Source organism: Streptomyces sp. NPDC126497, assembly GCF_040302425.1.
Taxonomy (GTDB): domain Bacteria; phylum Actinomycetota; class Actinomycetes; order Streptomycetales; family Streptomycetaceae; genus Streptomyces.
In genome coordinates this window covers 14339-29801 of sequence record NZ_JBEORT010000085.1, presented here as the reverse complement: position 1 = coordinate 29801, position 15463 = coordinate 14339, and the positions used below count along the sequence as shown (strand labels likewise).

Below are 15463 nucleotides of genomic sequence, written 5' to 3'. Positions count from 1 at the left end.
CCCGCCGCCGTGCCCGCCCCGGCGGTGGGCGCGGGCGGCGGGATGCCGGTGCCGGCCGCGGTGGTGGCGGGGGTGCCCCAGCCGACCGCCCGGCCGGTACCGCAGCCCATGCCCCAGGAGATCCCGCAGCCGGCCCCCCGGCCCGTGCCGCAGCCCGTGCCCCAGCAGGTCCCGGAACCGGTTCCGCAGCCGTTCGCTCCGGCGGCACCGCCGCCGCTGCCCGCCGCCGCGGCGTATCCGGCGCCCGCTCCGGCACAGGTGCCGCCGCCCACCGGTCTCACTCCGCCCGGTGTCCCCGCCCACGGCGGTCTGACGGCCGCCCAGGTCAGGGGCACCGACGGCCTCTCCGTGGCCCCGGCGACGGGCTGAACCGCCCCGCTCCCGGGCGGGGGCGGGACTTCACTGCCGGCAGGGTCAGTAGGCGACGGGCCATCCGCTGCTCCAGTTCAGGAGGTTGACGCCGAGCTTGGGGGTGCCGTTGTCGTTGCCGTCGTAGTAGTGGTAGACGATCAGGTCCCCGTCGACGTCCCTCATGATCGACTGGCCGCCGGGGCCGATGACGCGGCCGTGCGACTCGAGGACGGGCGTGCCGCCGTTGTTCGTCATCGCGACGCCGTTCCTGTCGCGGTAGGGCCCGGTGACGCCGGTGGCGCGGCCGACCTTGACCTTGTAGGTGGAGCCGGTGCCGGCACAGCAGGTGTCGTACGAGGCGAAGAGGTAGTAGTAGCCGTTCCGCTTGACGACGAACGGCGCCTCGACGGCCTTCGTCCCGGAGGGGCGGGAGGCGAGGGAGTAGCGGGTGGTGTGGGAGGAGAGCTGCTTCCCGGTGGAGGGGTCAATCCGGATCATCTTGATCCCGGTCCACCAGCTGCCGAAGGACAGCCACCACGTCCCGTCGTCGTCGACGAAGAGGTTGGGGTCGATGGCGTTGTAGTCGCTGGAGGAGTTCGACGTGTAGACGATGCCGTAGTCGCTCCAGCTGCCCGGCTGTCCGGTGGTCGAGCGGGCCAGCCCGATGGCGGAGGTGTTCGACCCGAACGACGAGACGGAGTAGTACATCAGGTACGTGCCGCCGTGGTACGAGATGTCCGGCGCCCAGGCCTCCGGCACGGAGGAGTAGGTACGCCACCAGCTCGGACGGGACGAGAACGCGTCGGCGCCGGCGGAGAAGGCGGTGCGGTCGGCGGAGGTCTTGTGGGAGATGCCGCCGCCGGTGGCGTAGAGGAGGTACTGCCCCGAGGAGGTCCGGATCATCGACGGGTCGTGCGTCACGACCGATCCGGTGACCCGGCCGGGGTTGGGGTACGCCGAGGCGGTGGTCGGCATCAGCGCCAGGAGGGCGGCGGCGGGGAGCGCGAGGAGTGCGGTGCGCCGGGGGAGGGTGCGGCTCATACGGGGTTCTCCTTGCGGTGGGGGTGAGAAGACCGTTCGGCATTCCGAACGTCGATCGCAAGTTCGAACGGGACCGTAGAATCGAACCACGTGCGCGTCAATGGCCCGCGCGGCCTGTCCTGACGGCCGGCCCCGGAGGACCGTGCGCACCTCGCCGTCGGGCGCGCACGGTCCTCCGGGTCCTCCTCACCCGGACGGGGTGGCCGCCGGAGCCGGGCAGGGCGGGGCGGTCGGCGAGGGGGCGGGGTCGGGGGACGGCGAGCCGGACCCGGTGGGGCAGTCGTCCGGGCCGGTGGGCGAGGGGCTCGGGTCGGTCGGGTCCGGCGACGGCGACGGGGTCCCCGTGGGGGACTCACCGGGCGGCTCCGAGGGCTCCTGGCTCGTCGGGGGCGTCGTCGGGGAGGGCTCCGGGGACGGGGAGGCGGGCGTCGGGGCGGAGGTGGACGGGGACGGGGACGGCCCGGGGGTGCCCGGCGTGGCCGGGTCGGGACCGATGACGACACCCCCGCCCTCCTTCCCGCCGTTCCCGCCGCCCTTCCCGCCGTCGACGGGCCCGGTCGCCGGGGTGCCGCCGCCCGCGCCGGGGCTCCTCGGGATGACGCCCTCGCCGTCGGGGACGGTGTGGACCCCCCGGCTGTAGAACTCCAGCCAGTACCTGACCAGCCTCAGGTAAGGACGCGAGTGGTTGTAACTGAGGACCGCCCGGTCCAGGTCGGCGGCCCGGCCCAGGTCACGGTCGCCCGCGCACAGGTAGTGGCCGGCCGCCAGGGCCGCGTCGAAGACGTTGTTCGGGTCGGCGCGGCCGTCGCCGTTGCCGTCCGTGCCCCAGTGGGCCCAGGTGGACGGCAGGAACTGCATCGGCCCCACCGCGCGGTCGTGGACCGTGTCACCGTCGTGGGCGCCCTCGTCCGTGTCCCGGATCAGGGCGAAGCCCCGGCCGTCGAGCGGCGGCCCGGTGATCCGGCCCAGGGTGGTGCCGTCGCGGTCGACCGCGCCGCCGCGCGCCTGGCCGGACTCGACCTTGCCGATCGCCGCCAGCAACTCCCAGGGCAGCCGGCAGCCGGGGTCCGTCCTGGCGACGGAGGCCTCGGCGGCCCGGTAGGCGCGCAGCACGGTGGCCGGGATGCCGGACTGGGAGCGGACGGCCCGCGCGAGCGCCGGGGCGGCCGGTACGGCGCCCCGGGTCCTCAGGGGCGGGATCTCGGTGTGGTAGGAGCCGTCGCCCGGCGGAGCGGGATCGGCGTACGGGCCGCCCGCCGCCGTCCTGAGCGCGTCGTCGGCGGCGGGCGGGGCGGCGTGGGCGTCCCTCGCGTCCCCGGCGGGTCCGGGGGCCCGGGAGGCCGCGAGGGCCGCCATGGCCGCCACGGTGACGGCGGTCGTCCGCAGTCCCCTGCGGGTCCGGCCGGTGCGCGGGCGTCGTGCACGGCGTACGGGCATGGCTGTCAACTCCTGTCGGATGCGGGGGCGGTCACGCCCGTGGGTTGCGTCGGCCGCGCGGCCCTCAGCGGCCGAAGGTGTCGATGCCGGAGACGAGCCACCGTCCGTCGCGGCGCACGACCTCGACGGCGAGCATGGCGCCCGCGTACACGCCCTCGTCCGTCCCGGCCGCCTCGTCCGCGGCGGCCTTCCTCCCGGCGGTGGCGACGCTGCTCTGGTCGGCGTAGACGAGGACCCGGGCCCTGGGTCCGTCGATCCGTTCGACGGCGCTCTCGGTGACCGTGGTGGTGATCACCGCTTTCTGCGCGTCGGCCCGCTTCCGGACGTCGGCGAGCAGGGTGCGGTGCTGGTCGACGGCCTTCCCCGTGAGCAGGTCCCGCGCGGCTTTCCCGAGGGCCCCGGGGTCGGTGTGGTCGTAGGAGAAGAGCCGGCCGACGGCCTTGCCGACCTGCCGCTCGACCTCGCTGGTGCGGGCGGGGTCGGTCAGGGCGGTGTTGCGCCGCGCGGGGTCGTCGCGGAGCGCTCCGGCCTCGGCGTGCGCCCAGCCGGCGAAGCCGCCGAGGAGCACGGTCAGCGCGCAGAGCGCCGCGAGGCCCACCGGGCGGCGCGGGCGGGCCCGGGCGGTCTCCTCCCCGGCCGTGGCCCCGGACGCCCTCCGGTCCGCCTTCCCCTCCCCGGCCGGCCCGGTCGTCCGCGCGAAGGACGTGGACGGGGGGCCGGGAGGGGGCAGGACGTCCGTGCCGCCCTCGCGGGTCCGGCCCCCGGCGCCCCCCGGGGCTCCGGCGGAGGCGGTGGGCCGGGTCTCGCGGGCCAGGCGGCGCCGCTGGCGGTTGATGTGGTGGCGGGTCGTCGACATCGTGCTGTCCTCTCGGTGCGGCGGCTTGCGCGGTGCGGAACCGGGTCAGCCGGCCGGTGCGCCGCCCACGGGGGCCTGTCCCAGGGCGCTCAGCTTCCACCGGCCCCCGGTGCGGGTGAGCTCGCCGAGCATGCGGCTGTCCTTGTCCGTCCTCGCGCCGTCGGACGCCCTGACGGTGACGCGCAGGGCGACCATCACCCGGGCCCGGCCCGCGCGGTCGTCGAGCTCGGTGACCGCGCCCGACAGCACCCGGGCCGTGGTGACCGTCTTCGCCGTCCGTACCTGCTCGGCGAACTCCGAGCGCCCTGACGTCAGTTGCTCGTGCAGTTCACCGGTGGTCGACGACTCCCACAGGTCGAGGCCCCGGTTCAGGTCCCGGTGGTCGAGCGTGTTGAGGTTCTGCACGGCCTGCTCGCCGGCGGCGAGCGCCTCGTCCCGTTGCGCGGCGTACGCGGCCGTGTCGTCGTGGGCCGCGGCGTACCAGTCCTGCCCCGCCCAGGCCGCGAAGCCGCCCGCGACGAGGGTGAGGGCGAGGACCAGGGAGGGCAGTGGACGGGGGCGGTGTGCGGTGAGGGCGCGGACCGCGCGTTCCATGGGCTGCTCCAGTCTCCCGCGCACGGGTCAGCGGGCCTTGAGGTCGACGATCCGCCAGCGGTCGTTCTCCAGCCGGGCCGTGACGGTGAGCTGGGCCGCCGCGGTGGTGGCCTCGTCCTCGCCGCGGCGGGAGGTCTGGTCGAGGAAGACCAGCAGGCGTGCCCGGTCGCCGTCGAGTTCGATCACCCCGGTGCGGACGGCACGGGTGCTCAGGGTGACGCGCTGCTCGGTGAGGTCCTCGCGGACCTGGGCGAGGAGGTCCCGGTACTGGCGGGCGGCACGGCCGCCGAGGACGGAGCGCGCGGAGCGCTCGGCGGCCGCGGTGCCGTCCGGGGTGTAGGAGAAGACGCGGGCGAGGGCGTTGCCGACCTCGCCCGCGACGCGGTCGGTGGCCTCGGCGTCGGTGAGCGCGCGGTTCCGGGCGGACCCGGCCGACTCGAGCCGGTGGGCGCCGTGGAGGAAGCCGCAGCCGCCGAGGACCAGCAGCGCGGCGGTCCCGGCGAGGGCGACCCGTCGCAGACGGCCGCCGGGCGGCCGGGGAGCGCGGACGCCGTCCGCCGGGTCCGCGTCCCGCGCGGGCCCTGCCCCCGGGTCCGCGTCCGGGTCCGCGCCCCGCGCGCAGTCCCGCGCCCTGCCGTCGCGCAGCAGCCGTGTCAGCGTCATCGGTCCCCGTCCTCCTGCTTCCCCGCGAGCGGTACGGCGCTCAGCGCCCTCACCTTCCACTCCCCCCCGTCCGTGCGGGCCAGGACCGCCTCCAGGCGTTTGCGGTCGGTGGTCGGCTTCTTCGTCCCGGCGGGCGTGACCCGGACGCGGACGGTGGTGATGAGCTTGGCCGTGCCGGCCCGCGTGTCGAGCGCGGTGACGGCGGCCTCGGTGACCGTGCCGCGTGCCGAGGCGCCCGCCTCGGCCTCGGTACGGGCCAGTTCCTCGCGCAGCGGCCCGGTGGAGGCGTCGCGCCAGGCCAGGATGGACTTCTCCGCCCGCTGCCGGGTGGCGGCGTCCAGCGTGGTGAGCACGGCGACGCCCTCCCGTCCGTCGGCGAGCGCCCGGTCGCGCTCCCGGCCGTAGGCGAGCGCGTCGTCGGCGCGTGCCTGCGCGTACGTCCACGCGCCGGTGCCGCAGAAGCCGAGTGCCAGGGCGAGCCCCACGCCGGTGAGTGTCCGGGCCCGCCTCATCGGGTGCCCCCGCCGGCCGGGGCGAGGAGTCCCGCCATGTCCCCGGGCGCCTCGCCGCCCTGACCGGGCAGGGCGAGGGCGCCGGGGAGCGCGGACGTTCCGCCCGTCCGTGCCCCGCCGCTGCCGGAGGGCAGGGTCCCGGGTCTGGCCGGCTCGGGCACCGCGCCGCCCTTCGGGGCGTTCGCCGCGCCGCGCACGTTGACCCCCTCCGCGGCGGGGGCGGTGCAGGCCGCACCGGTGTTGAGGGCGGGCGTGGTGCCGAGGTCGAGTCCGTTGCGGTAGCGCGTGGCGCCGTATCCGTCGGTGCAGGGCAGGGGCTTGAAGAAGGTGACGGCCATGCCGAGGTCCAGCCTGCCCCCGTCGACGGCGGTGGCGCCGGCGGCGACGGCCGCCGGGTACGTCACGAGGAGTTCCTCCGTACCGCGCTGCCGGGTGACGGCGACCTCGGAGGTGGTGAGCAGATTGGCGAGGACCACGCCGAGGCTCGGGTCGAGGTCCCGCAGGACGCCGCTGACCTGGGTGGCGGCCTCGGGCGCGACGGCGAGGAGGCGGCGCAGGTCGGCGTCGGAACCCTTGAGGGTGCGGGCCAGTTCCCTCGCCCCGACGGCGAAGTCGCGGATGGCCCGCTCCTCCTCGGCCTGGGTGCGCAGGACGGTCTCGCCGTCGGTGATGAGCCGGACGGTGGACGGCAGCGCGCGGTCGGCGGCCTCCACGAAGTCGCTGCCGCTGTCGAGCAGCACCTGGAGGTCGTCGCCGTGGCCTTCGAAGGCCTCGCCGAACTCGTCCACGACCGTGCGCAGGTCGTCGAGCGGGACGGAGCGGGCGAGGTCGTCGACGCTGGTCAGCACGTCCGTGACGGGTGCGGGCACCTGGGTGTCGGCCTGTTCGATGCGGGCGCCCCCGGCGAGGTAGGGGCCGCCGTCGCTCTCGGGCCGCAGGTCGATGTACTGCTCGCCCACGGCGGAGAGCCCGGCGACCACGGCGCGGGTGTCGGCGGGGATGCGCGGGGCGGACTTCCTGATGCGGAGTTCGGCGACCACGCCGTCGGCGGTGAGGCCGATCGGGCCGACGCGCCCCACGGAGACACCCCGGTAGGTGACGTCGGAGTGGGTGAACAGACCGCCGGTGCGCGGGAGCCGCACGTCGACCGTGTAGTAGTCGGCGATGCCGACGTACCGCCCCAGGTCGGCGTAGCGGATGCCGAGGAAGGAGAGGGCGAGGACGGCGACGAGGAGGAAGGCGAGGTTCTTCAGCCGTACGGCGGGGGTGATCAACCCGGCTCACCTCCCCGGGTGACCGCCGGGTCCGCCGCCGTCCCGGTGACGGGGACGGAGGGCAGGGGCAGGGGGGAGGACGGCGTCGGCGAGGACCGCCGCGAGGGGGCCGCCGACGGCGGGGCGGACCCTCCCTCCCCGCCGGCCCGTTCCGCGGACCGTCCCCGGCCGGCCGCGCCCGGTCCGCCGTCCGCCGGCGCGGGGGGCGGGGCCGTCTCCCGGGGCACCAGCGGCGGGATCACCCGGGTCCCGGGCACGGCGGTCATGTCCAGGTACACGTTGAGGTAGTCGCCCTTCACCCCGCGCAGCACCTCGTCGGTGAACGGGTACGTCAGCAGCACCTCGAGCGAGTCGGGCAGGTCCGCACCCGCGTCCGCGAGCGCCTTCAGGGTCGGTGCGATGGCCTTGAGGTCGGCGATCATGTCGTCCTTGCTCGCGTCGATGGTGGCGACGGCGACGCCGGAGAGCGTGTCGAGGGAGCGCAGCATGGTCAGCAGGGAGCCGCGCTGCTTCTCGAGCGTCTTCAGTCCGGGCGAGAGGTCGGTGAGGACGGTGCCGACGTCGTCCTTGCGGGTGGCGAGGGTCGTGGAGAGCCGGTTGACGGCGTCGAGGGCGTCGGTGATGTCGCCCCGGTGCTCGTCGAGTTCGGTCACCAGGGTGTTGACCCGCCTCAGCACGGAGCGGATCTCGGGTTCGCGTCCGCCGAGCGCCGCGTTGAGCTCCCGGTTGACGGTCTTGAGCTGGTTGACCCCGCCGCCGTTGAGGAGCAGGGAGAGCGCGCCGAACACCTCCTCGACCTCGGTGCTGCGGCTGGTGCGGGAGACCGGGATGACGCTCCCGTCCTCCAGCCTCCCGGTTTCGGAGGCCCGTTCGGGTGCGATGAGCTGGACGTACTTCTCGCCCAGCAGGCTGGACTGTTCGAGCCGGGCGGTGGCGCCGGCGGGCAGCCGCACGTCGCCGTTGATCCTCATGGTGACGCGGGCCGACCAGTCGTCGCGGCCGAGTTCGACGGCGGTGACCCGGCCGACGGCGACGTCGTCGACCTTCACCGCGGACTGCGGGACCAGGCTGAGCACGTCCTGGAGTTCCGCGGTGACGGTGTAGGGGTGGTCGCCCAGGTCGGCGCCGCCGGGCAGCGGCAGGTCCTCGATGCCGCCGAAGCGCGGCAGTTCGACGGCGACCGCGCCGAGGGCCAGGGTGAAGCCGAGGCCGAGGGCGATCAGTCCGCCCAGGGTGAGGCCGGCGGCGCCGCCCGTGGTGAGCACGCCGCGCCGCACCGCCGCGGTCCTCCGGCCGGAGTTCCGTGTGCCGCGCCTCATCGCTCCCCCTTCCCGGTGGCCGCGGGCCCGTCGCCGCTCGTGGCGGAGCCGCCCGCGGCGGGCAGCGGCAGCAGCGGCCCGCCCATGCTGATCTCGTTGAGGTTCGCCCGGCCGTCGAGGGTGCGGGTGTCGGGGTTGTAGGCGTTCACCACGTTGCCCGCGGCCAGCGGCGCCAGGTCCAGCGCCTCGGCGAGCGAGGTCCGCTGCTCGACGAGGGTCCGGGTGAGGGGGACGAGCCGGTCGACGTTCTCCTTCAGCTCGCCCCGGTTCTCCTCGACGAAGGTCTTGACCTGGCCGAGGGCGGCGCCGAGTTCCTCGAGCGCGCCGGCGAGGTCGTCCTTGTTGTCGGCGAAGAAGCCGACGACCTCGTCCAGGCGTTCCTGCGCGGTGCGCACGTCGGTGTCCTTCTCCTTCAGCATGGTGGTGAAGGTCTGGAGCCTGCGCAGCGTGCCGAACAGGTCGCCGCTGCTGCCGTCGAGGGTCCTGGCCGCCTTGCCGAACTCCTCGACGCCCTCGCCGATGGCCTCGCCGTTGCCGTCGAGGTTGGCGGCGCCGGTGCTCAGCAGTTCGGACAGGGCGCCGTCGGCGTTGGCGCCGTCCGGGCCGAGCGCCTCGCCGAGTTCGGTGATCGAGTCGTAGAGCTGGTCGATCTCGAGGGGGGTGCGGTTGCGCGCGGCGGGCAGGACGGCGCCCTCGGTGAGGGCGGGGCCCGAGCTGTAGGCGGGGGTGAGCTGCACATAGCGGTCGGCGACGACGCTCGGCGCGACGACGACGGCCCGCGCGCCCTCGGGGACCTTGACGCCCTCGTCCAGCAGGAGGCCGACGCGCACCGTGGTGCCCTGGGGCCGCACCGACTCCACCTCGCCGACCCGCACCCCGAGGATGCGCAGGTCGGACCCGGCGTAGACGCCGACGGTGCGGTCGAAGTAGGCGGTGATCCGGGTGCCGTCGGAGCCGAGGACCCGGACGGCGGTCAGGCCGACGGCGGCGAGCACCGCGAGGGCGAGCACGCCGGTGAGGACTCTTCTGCGTGTGCTCATCGCTCACCGTCTCCCCGGGCCGCCGTCTGCTTCGGCGGCATGCAGCCGGTCTGGGGCAGGGACGTCTCGGGCAGGTAGTCGCGGGGGACGACGCCGCACAGGTAGCTGTCGAACCAGCGGCCGTTGCCCAGGGTGTTGCCGACGAGGCGGTAGTACGGGCCGACCAGCGCGAGGGTCTTGCCGAGCTGGGCGTTGTTCTTCTCCAGGACGCCGGTGACCCGGCCGAGGGCCTTGAGGGCGGGGCCGAGCTGCTTCTCGTTGTCGTCGACGAGGCCGCCGAGTTCGATGCCGAGTTCCCTGCTGCCCTTGAGCAGGGCGCGGATGGCGTCGCGGCGGTCCCGGAGCTCGCCGAGCAGGGAGCCGCCGTCCTCGATGAGCGTCTCGAAGCTGGACTTCCTGTTCTGCAGCGTCCTGGTGAACCGGGCGCTGCCCTTGAGGAGTTCGGAGAGCTTCGCGTCGCGCTCGGAGACCGACTTCGACAGGGCCGACAGGCCGTCGGCGGCCTTGCGCACATGGGGCGGGGAGTTCTCGAAGGTGTCGGAGATGGTCTCGAAGCTCTCCGCGAGCCGCCGGGTGTCGATGTCCTCGACGGTGGAGCCGAGGTCCTGGAACGCCTGCGTCACGTCGTAGGGCGAGGTGGTGCGGGACAGCGGGATGCGGCTGCCGGGGTCCTGCCGGCCGGAGCCGAGCGGGTCGAGCGCCAGGTACTTGTCGCCGAGGAGGGTCTTGATGGCTATGGCGGCGGTCGTCCGGTCGCCGATCCAGGCGTCCTCGACCTCGAAGGTGACCTTCACCCGGTCGCCGTCGAGGGTGACGCCGGTGACCTCCCCGGCCTTGACGCCGGCGATGCGCACCTCGTCGCCCTCGTCGAGGCCCGCGGCCTCGGAGAAGTCGGCGCTGTAGCGCGTGCCGCCGCCGAACGGCAGCCGGTCCGCGTGGTACACGAGGACGGCGGTCAGGGCGAGGGCGAGCAGTCCGACGACGGCGACGGCCACGGGGTCGCGTTCCTTGACCGGCCGGATGCGCGGCCGCCGCGGCCCGGCCGCCTTCCCGGTCTCCGTCGCGCCGGCCCCGTCGGCCCGGTCGCGCCGTGCGAAGGGCCTCATGCGCGGCACCTCGATTCGGTGATCGCGATGCCGGTCGGCGGCTCCGAGCCGTCGGAGGTGGTCACTCCGCTCACCCGTGCCTCGCAGAGGTAGAGGTTGAACCACGATCCGTAGGAGGAGAGGCGGGCCAGGGCGGTCATCTTGGCGGGGGTCCGGTCGAGGAAGTCCTCGATCTTCGGAAGGTGGTCGCCCAGGCCCGTGGAGAGCCGGCCCAGTTCGCGGATGTCCTGCTTCAGGGGCGCGCGGCCGTCCTCGAGGAGGTCCGCGGTGACGGTGGTCAGGTCGCCCATGGCCTCGACCGCCTCGCCGAGGGGTTCGCGGTCGTCGTTGAAGCCGGAGACGAGGTCCCGCAGGGTGACGACGAGGTCGTCGAAGCCGTCCTCGCGGTCGTTGAGGGTGTCCAGGACGGTGGTGAGGTTCTCGACGACCTCGCCGATCACCTCGTCCTTGGCGGCGACGGTGGTGCTGAGCGAGCCGACGTGGCGGATCAGGCCGTCGACGGTGGCGCCCTCGCCCTGGAGCACCTGCACGATCGACCCGGCGAGCTCGTTGACGTCCTTCGGGGACAGCCCTTCGAACAGCGGCTTGAACCCGTTGAAGAGCAGGGTCAGGTCGAGGGCGGGCGTGGTGCGGTCGAGCGGGATGGTGTCGCCCGCCTCGAGCGTGCCGGTGAGGTCGCCGGCGCCGCGGTCGAGGGCGACGTAGCGCTGGCCGACCATGTTGAGGTACTTCACGGCGGCGGTGGCCGAGCGGGGCAGCCGGCGGTCGTCGCGAACGGTGAAGGTGACCTGCGCGGTGCGCCGCCGCACGACGCGGACGTCGGTCACCTCGCCCACCTCCACCCCGGAGATCCGTACGCTGTCGCCGTCGACGAGTCCGGTGACGTCGGTGAACAGGGCCCGGTAGGTGTGGGTGCCGGTGCCGACGCCGGTGCCGGCGACGCTGAGGCCGAGCACGGTCGTGGCGATGCCGGTGATCACCACGAAGACGAGGGACTTGAGCAGCGGCCCGGTCAGCGGGCGGCGCCGGGTGTGCGCGTGGTCCGGGGCGGTCATCCGAGGGTCACCTCCGTGCCGCGGTAGGCCGGACCGACGAGCAGGCTGCTCCAGTCGGGCAGTTCTCCGGGCGGCCGTCCGGCGGCGGGTGCGAGCAGTTCGTTGACGAGGTCGTTCTCCTGCGGGGAGTTGGCGGGCCCGAGGTCCTGGCCGGCCGACGCGAAGGCCTGCGCGGCGGGCCGGGCGAGGGTGCCGAGGTAGGGCACGGAGGGGCAGCGGGGGCCGCCGCCGGAGTCGTACACCGGGGTGTCGCGGCCGGGGAGGTAGGCGCCGCGCGAGGGCACGGTGGTGACGTCGACGTGGATGCCGGGCCGGTCGGTGCCCTTGCCCAGCGCCTTGTCCATGGCGGGCACGAACTCGGCGAGGGTGCGCAGGGTGCAGGGGAAGGAGGGGGAGTACTCGGCGAGCAGTTCCAGGGTGGGCCTGGAGGTGGCGGCGAGCCGGATGACGTTGTCCTCGTTCTTCCGCAGGAAGGCCGTCAGGTCCTCGGCCGTCCGGGTGGTGGCGCCGAGGGTGCGGGCGTAGGCGGCCTCCTGCTCGGCGAGGGTGCCGCTGGTGGTGGTGAGGTCGGTGAGCGCCGTGACGATGTCGGGCGCGGCGTCCGCGTAGAGGTGGCCGACCTCCACGAGGTGCCTGAGGTCCCGGTTGAGGGCGGGCAGGTGGGGGTTGAACTCCTCGAGGTGGGCGTCCAGCCGGACCAGCGTGTCGCCGAGCCGGTCGCCGCGTCCCTCCAGGGCCTGCGAGACGGCCGACAGGGTCGCGGACAGCTTCTGCGGCTGGACCGCGGTGAGCATCGGCAGGACGTCGTCGAGGACCTGCTGGAGTTCGACGGCGTTCTCGGAGCGGTCCTGGGGGATGACGGCTCCGGCGGCCAGCGGCCGGTCCGAGGGGGTCTCCGGCGGCACGAGGGCCACGAACCGCTCGCCGAACAGGGTGGTCGGCAGCATCTGCGCGCGGACGTCGGAGGGCACGTCGTCGAGGGCGCCGGGCTTCATGGCGAGGGTGAGCCGGGCCCCGTCGCCGGTGGCCTCGACGGCGCGGACCTCGCCGACGACGACGCCGCGCAGTTTGACCTCGGCGCCCAGGTGCATCTCGTTGCCGACGCTGCCGGTCTCGACGACCACCGGGTCGGAGTCGGTGAACCTCTTGTCGTAGACGGCGACGGCCAGCCAGACCAGCAGGACGGGGACCAGCAGGAACACCACCCCCGCGGACCGGCGGCGCAGCGTCTCGCCTCGTGCTGTGCTCATCTCACCCCGCCACCTTCACGGTCGTGGTCGCGCCCCACAGGGCGAGCGACAGGAAGAAGTCGGTGACGCTGATCAGCACGATGGCGTTGCGCACGGCCCGGCCGACGGCCACGCCGACGCCGGCCGGGCCGCCCGTGGCGCGGTAGCCGTAGTAGCAGTGGGCGAGGATCACCATCACGCTGAAGACCAGCACCTTCAGCACCGAGAGCAGCACGTCCGTCGGGGAGAGGAAGAGGTTGAAGTAGTGGTCGTAGGTGCCCCGGGACTGGCCGTTGAACAGCACGGTCACGTAGCGGGACGCCAGGTAGGAGGAGAGCAGCCCGACCGCGTAGAGCGGGACGATGGCGACGACCCCGGCGATGATGCGCGTGGTGACCAGGTAGGGCATGGAGCGGATCCCCATCCCCTCGAGGGCGTCGACCTCCTCGTTGATGCGCATGGCGCCGAGCTGGGCGGTGAAGCCGGCGCCGACGGTCGCGGAGAGGGCGAGTCCGGCGACGAGGGGCGCGATCTCGCGGGTGTTGAAGTAGGCGGAGACGAATCCGGTGAACGCGGCCGTGCCGATCTGGTCGAGGGCCGCGTAGCCCTGGAGGCCGACGACGGTCCCGGTGAAGAGCGTCATCGCGATCATCACGCCGATGGTGCCGCCGATGACGCCGAGGCCGCCGGTGCCGAAGGCGACCTCGGCGAGGAGGCGCTGCACCTCCTTGAGGTAGCGGTGCAGGGTCCGCGGGATCCACAGCAGCGCCCGGGCGTAGAAGAGCAGGTGGTCGCCGGAGCGGTCGAGCAGGGCGAGCGGGGAGGCCATCGGGCCTCAGCCTCCCTTCGGCGGGACGATCTGGAGGTAGACGGCCGTCATCACCATGTTCACGAAGAAGAGCAGGAGGAAGGTGATGACGACGGACTGGTTGACGGCGTCGCCGACGCCCTTGGGGCCGCCGCGCGGATTGAGGCCCCGATAGGCGGCGACGATGCCCGCGATGAACCCGAAGACCAGCGCCTTGAGTTCGCTGACGTAGAGGTCGGCGGGCTGGGCGAGGGCGGAGAAGCTGGACAGGTAGGCGCCGGGGGTGCCGTCCTGCAGGATGACGTTGAAGAAGTAGCCGCCGAGGGTGCCCACGACGGAGACCAGTCCGTTGAGCAGGACCGCCACGCCCATGGTGGCCAGCACCCGGGGCACGACCAGGCGTTGCACGGGCGAGACGCCCATGACCTCCATGGCGTCGAGTTCCTCGCGGATCTTGCGGGAGCCGAGGTCGGCGCAGATGGCCGAGCCGCCGGCGCCGGCGATCAGCAGGGCCACGATGAGCGGGCTCGCCTGCTGGACGACGGCGAGGACGCTGGCGCCTCCGGTGAAGGACTGGGCGCCCAGTTGCTGGGTCAGGGAGCCGACCTGGAGCGCGATGACGGCGCCGAAGGGGATCGAGACGAGGGCGGCGGGCAGGATGGTGACGCCCGCGACGAACCAGAACTGCTCGACGAACTCGCGGAACTGGAAGGGTCTTCGGAAGACGGCGCGGCTCACTTCCGCGGCGAGCGCGAAGAGCCGGCCGGTCTGCCGGAGCGCTCCGGTGATCATGCGCCGCTCCCGGCGGCGGGCATCGGCAGCGTGGGCGCCCCGGCGTTCTCCGCGTAGGTGCCGCGGATGGCGGAGCGCGCGGCGGGCGGCAACTGGTCGATCATGCCCATGACGCGCTCGCGTCGTCGGGCGACGGCCCGGCGCGGCGGGAGGCCGGGCGACGGCTCCAGCTGCGGGACGATCCTGCGGGGCGGGGCCGCGGTGGCGACCGCCGCGTCCGCCTCGGCGGCGAGGGTGGCCGCGTCCTTCTCCTCGGACATCCCGATGGGACCCTCGCGCCGGCCGTCCAGGAACTGGGCCACGACCGGCTCCTCGCTGGTGAGCAGCACCTCGCGCGGGCCGAAGGTGACGAGTTCGCGCCGGAAGAGCATCCCCATGTTGTCGGGCACGGTGGCGGCGATGTCGAGGTTGTGGGTGACGATCAGCATCGTCGCGTCGATCTGCGCGTTCAGGTCGATCAGCAGCTGGGAGAGGTAGGCGGTGCGGACCGGGTCGAGCCCCGAGTCCGGTTCGTCGCACAGGATGATCTGCGGGTCCAGCACGAGCGCGCGGGCCAGGCCGGCCCGTTTGCGCATGCCGCCGCTGATCTCCCCCGGGAGCTTGCCCTCCGCGCCCAGCAATCCGACGACCTCGATCCGCTCCATGACGATGCGGCGGATCTCGGACTCCTTCTTGCGGGTGTGCTCGCGCAGCGGAAAGGCGATGTTGTCGAAGAGGGACAGGGATCCGAAGAGGGCTCCGTCCTGGAACATGAGCCCGAACAGTTTCCGGGTCTCGTATATATCCCTTTCAGGACTGTTCACCATGTCCACCCCATTGATGAGGACACGGCCCTCCTCGGGTTTGATCAGTCCTATGAGCGACTTCAGGAAAACGGTCTTCCCGGTGCCGGACGGACCCAGCATCACGCTCACCTCTCCGGCGGGGAGGGTGAGTGTCACGTCCCGCCAGATGCTCTGCTCACCGAAGGACTTGGTCAAGCCCTCGACCACCACTTCGATTCCCATGTCACCTCCAGCGGACGGATGTCGGACGCGCGCCGCGGGCGCACGTTAAGTCGGTGCGGAACGAGCTGACAACGGGTGCGGCGTCGGTCGCCCGCCGCCCCTCCGGACTTTGTCACCGCGCAGACAACACGCCGGCCCCGCACTTGTCTCCGTGGAGACAGACGGGGTCCCGCGGCTCCGGGGGGCGTGGACCCGCGGGACCCTGCCCACGGACGTCCGATCCGCGGGAAGGACGCGGCCGGAAAGCATCCGCCATGATTCCGGCCGACGGGGGCCACCGACCTGGAACCGAGCACCACACCGGCACGTTACGGTCGAGTAACCTCGGCGGGCAATACCGGGATCCAAGTTTTCCGGGAGATCCGGTTCGGCCATCCGG

The 15463-nt window shown here is 73.7% G+C and carries 14 protein-coding genes and 2 pseudogenes; 1 reads left to right on the top strand and 15 read right to left on the bottom strand.

The genetic code is table 11. The features are described 5' to 3' along the window. Positions 1-369 (top strand): annotated as a pseudogene (locus ABTY20_RS27435) (histidinol-phosphate aminotransferase family protein); the annotation flags it as partial. A gap of 45 nt (positions 370-414) precedes the next feature. Here ABTY20_RS27435 and ABTY20_RS27430 read toward each other — a convergent pair. From ABTY20_RS27430 to ABTY20_RS27360, 15 genes and pseudogenes are all read right to left on the bottom strand, one after another. Beyond that, entirely contained in the window at positions 415-1392 is a 978-nt protein-coding gene (locus ABTY20_RS27430; RefSeq protein WP_351999728.1) for an arabinan endo-1,5-alpha-L-arabinosidase, read from the bottom strand. 186 nt (positions 1393-1578) lie between these two features. Further along, positions 1579-2829, bottom strand: a complete 1251-nt coding sequence (locus tag ABTY20_RS27425; RefSeq protein ID WP_351999727.1) for a lytic transglycosylase domain-containing protein — start codon at positions 2827-2829, stop codon at positions 1579-1581. A 64-nt stretch (positions 2830-2893) separates the two neighbouring features. After that, positions 2894-3685, bottom strand: coding sequence for a hypothetical protein (locus ABTY20_RS27420; protein WP_351999726.1), 792 nt, complete (start codon positions 3683-3685; stop codon positions 2894-2896). A 45-nt stretch (positions 3686-3730) separates the two neighbouring features. Continuing rightward, positions 3731-4279: an Rv1363c family protein gene (locus ABTY20_RS27415; protein WP_351999725.1), complete on the bottom strand. Its 549-nt coding sequence runs from the start codon at positions 4277-4279 to the stop codon at positions 3731-3733. 27 nt (positions 4280-4306) lie between these two features. Next, a complete protein-coding gene (locus ABTY20_RS27410) occupies positions 4307-4942 on the bottom strand; it encodes a hypothetical protein (RefSeq protein WP_351999724.1) in 636 nt (211 codons plus the stop codon). Continuing rightward, on the bottom strand, positions 4939-5454 hold the full coding sequence (locus tag ABTY20_RS27405) for a hypothetical protein (RefSeq protein ID WP_351999723.1): 516 nt from the start codon (positions 5452-5454) through the stop codon (positions 4939-4941). Before ABTY20_RS27405 ends, ABTY20_RS27410 begins: the two co-directional genes overlap by 4 nt. Further along, positions 5451-6728: an MCE family protein gene (locus ABTY20_RS27400; RefSeq protein WP_351999722.1), complete on the bottom strand. Its 1278-nt coding sequence runs from the start codon at positions 6726-6728 to the stop codon at positions 5451-5453. The genes ABTY20_RS27405 and ABTY20_RS27400 overlap by 4 nt, the downstream gene beginning before the upstream one ends. Further along, a complete protein-coding gene (locus tag ABTY20_RS27395; RefSeq protein WP_351999721.1) occupies positions 6725-8047 on the bottom strand; it encodes an MCE family protein in 1323 nt (440 codons plus the stop codon). The genes ABTY20_RS27400 and ABTY20_RS27395 overlap by 4 nt, the downstream gene beginning before the upstream one ends. Continuing rightward, complete coding sequence (locus tag ABTY20_RS27390; RefSeq protein WP_351999720.1) at positions 8044-9087, bottom strand: MCE family protein; 1044 nt, start codon at positions 9085-9087, stop codon at positions 8044-8046. Before ABTY20_RS27390 ends, ABTY20_RS27395 begins: the two co-directional genes overlap by 4 nt. Beyond that, positions 9084-10193, bottom strand: coding sequence for an MCE family protein (locus ABTY20_RS27385; protein ID WP_351999719.1), 1110 nt, complete (start codon positions 10191-10193; stop codon positions 9084-9086). Before ABTY20_RS27385 ends, ABTY20_RS27390 begins: the two co-directional genes overlap by 4 nt. After that, the gene (locus tag ABTY20_RS27380; RefSeq protein ID WP_351999718.1) at positions 10190-11248 is read right to left on the bottom strand and encodes an MCE family protein; all 1059 of its coding nucleotides are present in this window, start codon (positions 11246-11248) and stop codon (positions 10190-10192) included. Before ABTY20_RS27380 ends, ABTY20_RS27385 begins: the two co-directional genes overlap by 4 nt. After that, the gene (locus ABTY20_RS27375) at positions 11245-12498 is read right to left on the bottom strand and encodes an MCE family protein (RefSeq protein WP_351999717.1); all 1254 of its coding nucleotides are present in this window, start codon (positions 12496-12498) and stop codon (positions 11245-11247) included. The genes ABTY20_RS27380 and ABTY20_RS27375 overlap by 4 nt, the downstream gene beginning before the upstream one ends. Before the next feature lies 1 nt (position 12499). Then, positions 12500-13306: an MlaE family ABC transporter permease gene (locus tag ABTY20_RS27370; RefSeq protein WP_351999716.1), complete on the bottom strand. Its 807-nt coding sequence runs from the start codon at positions 13304-13306 to the stop codon at positions 12500-12502. Between the two features lie 6 nt (positions 13307-13312). Further along, a pseudogene (locus ABTY20_RS27365) lies at positions 13313-14068 on the bottom strand (MlaE family ABC transporter permease); the annotation flags it as partial. 5 nt (positions 14069-14073) lie between these two features. Next, the gene (locus ABTY20_RS27360) at positions 14074-15084 is read right to left on the bottom strand and encodes an ABC transporter ATP-binding protein (protein ID WP_351999714.1); all 1011 of its coding nucleotides are present in this window, start codon (positions 15082-15084) and stop codon (positions 14074-14076) included. Positions 15085-15463 lie beyond the last annotated feature (379 nt).

Coding starts and splice junctions, on each gene's coding strand:
- ABTY20_RS27430 (WP_351999728.1), bottom strand. CDS start 1,392: ATGAGCCGCACCCTCCCCCGGCGCACCGCACTCCTCGCGCTCCCCGCC.
- ABTY20_RS27425 (WP_351999727.1), bottom strand. CDS start 2,829: ATGCCCGTACGCCGTGCACGACGCCCGCGCACCGGCCGGACCCGCAGG.
- ABTY20_RS27420 (WP_351999726.1), bottom strand. CDS start 3,685: ATGTCGACGACCCGCCACCACATCAACCGCCAGCGGCGCCGCCTGGCC.
- ABTY20_RS27415 (WP_351999725.1), bottom strand. CDS start 4,279: ATGGAACGCGCGGTCCGCGCCCTCACCGCACACCGCCCCCGTCCACTG.
- ABTY20_RS27410 (WP_351999724.1), bottom strand. CDS start 4,942: ATGACGCTGACACGGCTGCTGCGCGACGGCAGGGCGCGGGACTGCGCG.
- ABTY20_RS27405 (WP_351999723.1), bottom strand. CDS start 5,454: ATGAGGCGGGCCCGGACACTCACCGGCGTGGGGCTCGCCCTGGCACTC.
- ABTY20_RS27395 (WP_351999721.1), bottom strand. CDS start 8,047: ATGAGGCGCGGCACACGGAACTCCGGCCGGAGGACCGCGGCGGTGCGG.
- ABTY20_RS27390 (WP_351999720.1), bottom strand. CDS start 9,087: ATGAGCACACGCAGAAGAGTCCTCACCGGCGTGCTCGCCCTCGCGGTG.
- ABTY20_RS27385 (WP_351999719.1), bottom strand. CDS start 10,193: ATGAGGCCCTTCGCACGGCGCGACCGGGCCGACGGGGCCGGCGCGACG.
- ABTY20_RS27380 (WP_351999718.1), bottom strand. CDS start 11,248: ATGACCGCCCCGGACCACGCGCACACCCGGCGCCGCCCGCTGACCGGG.
- ABTY20_RS27375 (WP_351999717.1), bottom strand. CDS start 12,498: ATGAGCACAGCACGAGGCGAGACGCTGCGCCGCCGGTCCGCGGGGGTG.
- ABTY20_RS27370 (WP_351999716.1), bottom strand. CDS start 13,306: ATGGCCTCCCCGCTCGCCCTGCTCGACCGCTCCGGCGACCACCTGCTC.
- ABTY20_RS27360 (WP_351999714.1), bottom strand. CDS start 15,084: ATGGGAATCGAAGTGGTGGTCGAGGGCTTGACCAAGTCCTTCGGTGAG.